This window comes from Mesorhizobium sp. M7A.F.Ca.ET.027.03.2.1, from assembly GCF_003999175.1.
Lineage (GTDB): Bacteria > Pseudomonadota > Alphaproteobacteria > Rhizobiales > Rhizobiaceae > Mesorhizobium.
In genome coordinates, this window is sequence record NZ_RZOM01000873.1 from 1 (window position 1) to 2,641 (window position 2,641).

The following is a 2,641-nucleotide window of genomic DNA, read 5'->3' on the forward strand; positions in this document are numbered from 1 at the left end:
CCTCCAGCCGCATGCGCCGATGCCGGCGCGTCTCCAAAATTTTTGCCACCACCTTGGTGCCGAGACCCGGCACCCGCAGCAGAGCTTCGCGGTCGGCGCGGTTGATGTCGACCGGAAACTGCCCCCGGTTGCGCAGCGCCCAGGCGAGCTTCGGGTCGATGGCGAGATCGAGCATGCCGTCGCTGCTCCCGGCAAGGATTTCCGGCTGCGAAAACCCATAGAACCGCATCAGCCAGTCGGCCTGATAGAGCCGGTGCTCGCGCATCAGCGGTGGTTTCAGCAAGGGCAGCGACGATGACGAATCCGGAATCGGGCTGAAAGCCGAGTAATAGACGCGCCGCAGATGATAGCTGCCATAGAGCCGCGCGCTGGTGTGAAGGATGCCGTCGTCGGATGTCTTGTCGGCGCCGATGATCATCTGAGTCGACTGGCCGCCCGGCGCAAAGCGTTCGCGCTTTCTGGTCTTCAAAGTCGGCTCGGCCTTCTCCTCCATCTTCTGGCGCAGCTTGGCCATGGAAAGCCGGATTGCCTCCGGCTTCTTCTCGGGCGCCAACCGCTTCACACCCTCGTCGGTCGGCAGTTCGACATTGATCGATAGCCGGTCGGCATAGAGCCCTGCCTTCTCGATCAGTTCGGCCGAACTTTCCGGAATGGTTTTCAGGTGGATATAGCCGGAGAACTTCTCCTCCAACCGCAGCCGGCGTGCCACTTCGACCATCTCGCCCATGGTCTCGTCCGGTGAGCGGACGACGCCCGAGGACAGGAACAGGCCTTCGATATAGTTGCGCCTGTAGAAATCCATGGTCAGCTTCACCACCTCGTCGATGGTGAAACGGGCGCGCCGCACATTGGACGACGAGCGGTTGATGCAATAGCTGCAATCATAGATGCAGAAATTGGTCAGCAGGACCTTGAGAAGGGAAATGCAGCGGCCATCCGGCGCATAGGAATGGCAGATGCCCATGCCCTCGGTGGAGCCGATGCCGCCTGATTTCAGCGAGTCCTTTTTCGCCGCACCGGAAGAGGCGCAAGAGGCATCGTATTTGGCGGCGTCGGAGAGGATCGCCAGCTTTTCACGGACGGTAAGTGCGCTCATCTGTTCATGATATGTTCTAAACAGAAGATACGCTACCTCATTTGATGGAGGCGGCGAAAAAATGATCGCCGCCCATCATGAATCCATCAAACCTCGTGCAGATAGAGGTGGTAATCCAGTTCGCTGACCGTGCGTGCCACACGCAAGTACTCGGACTGCTTGATTGCCACGAAGGTCCGGTGCAGGTCCTCGCCGAGCGCGTTCTTCAGGAAGCTGGACGTCCGCGCCGCTTCGATCGCGGCGCGCCAGTCGACAGGCATGGTCGTGCGCGTGACCGCTGCCTCATAGCCGTTGCCGGTCGTTTCGGGTCCGGGATCGAGGCCTTCATCCATGCCCTTGATGATGCCGGCGAGCACGGTTGCGGCGATCAGATAAGGGTTGGCGTCGACGCCGGACGGCCGGTGCTCGATGCGCCGGTTCTTGGCGTCGCCGGCCGGCACGCGCAGCGCCACCGAGCGGTTGTTGACGCCCCAGGTCGGCGCCACCGGCGCGTAGGATTGCGAGACGAAACGCCGCCAGGAATTGGCGTGCGGTGCAAACACCAGCATCGATGCTGCCATGGTCTGGATCAGGCCGCCGAGCCCCTGCAGCAGCGGCAGCGACCAGCTCTCGCCCCCAGCTTCGGCAAAGACGTTTCGGCCGGCCTTGTCCTGCAGCGAAACATGGAAATGCATGCCCGAGCCGGCATATTTCTCGATCGGCTTGGCCATGAAACAGGCGGTGACGCCGTGGCGGCGCGCCTGCGCCCGCACAAGCCGCTTCAGCATGACCAGATCGTCGGCCGCCCGCATCACATCCTTGCGGTAGTTCAGCGTCAATTCGTACTGGCCGGGCGCATATTCGGAAATCACCGTCTCGGCCGGAATGCCTTGCGCCTTGGCCGCGGCATAGATGTCGGAGAACAGCGGCTCCATGCCGTGCAGATGGTCGACCGAATAGACTTCGGTCTTGCCCGAGACGCGGCCATCGAGCACCGCGCGCGCCGGCTGCACCTTGCCGTCGGCGTCGCGCTCATTGGCCAGCAGGAAGAATTCGAGCTCGAAGGCGCCGGCCGGATAGAGGCCCTTGGCCGCCAGGATCTCCACCTGCCGAGCCAGCGCCAGGCGCGGATCCGACGACATCGGTCGGCCGTCGAGCATGTACATCGCCATCAGCAACTGGCCGCGGGGCGGGCTCGTACCGTAGAGCGGCACCAGCGTGCCGGGGATCGGCCATGCCCTAAGGTCGCCATCACCGGTCGTCCAGATCAGTCCGGTCTCGTGCACATCCTCGCCGGTGATGTCGAGGCCGAGGATCGAGATCGGCATATGGCGGCCGCCCTCGAAGATGCTCTTCAGTTCATGCCGGCGCACGATCTTGCCACGGCCGACGCCATTGGCATCGGTCAGCACGATATCGAAGGCCTCGATCTCGGGATGGGCGTCGAGAAAGGCGTGCGCCTCGGCAGGTGTCGAGCCCGAAGGTGAGGTTATCATGGCGTTGGGGTGGTCCATCGCCGCTTGTCTCATGCCGCAAGCTTCGCCGCAACCGCGCCGAAGGCGGTGA

The 2,641-nt window shown here is 63.0% G+C and carries 2 protein-coding genes; both read right to left on the reverse strand.

Features of this window, described 5'->3' with window-relative positions; translation table 11 throughout:
• Positions 1–1,096, reverse strand: a 1,096-nt coding sequence (locus tag EN750_RS28265) for a putative DNA modification/repair radical SAM protein (RefSeq protein ID WP_127398697.1), incomplete at its 3' end; no start/stop codon positions are given.
• 86 nt (positions 1,097–1,182) lie between these two features.
• The gene (locus EN750_RS28270) at positions 1,183–2,589 is read right to left on the reverse strand and encodes a glutamine synthetase family protein (RefSeq protein WP_127398699.1); all 1,407 of its coding nucleotides are present in this window, start codon (positions 2,587–2,589) and stop codon (positions 1,183–1,185) included.
• Positions 2,590–2,641: the final 52 nt, after the last annotated feature.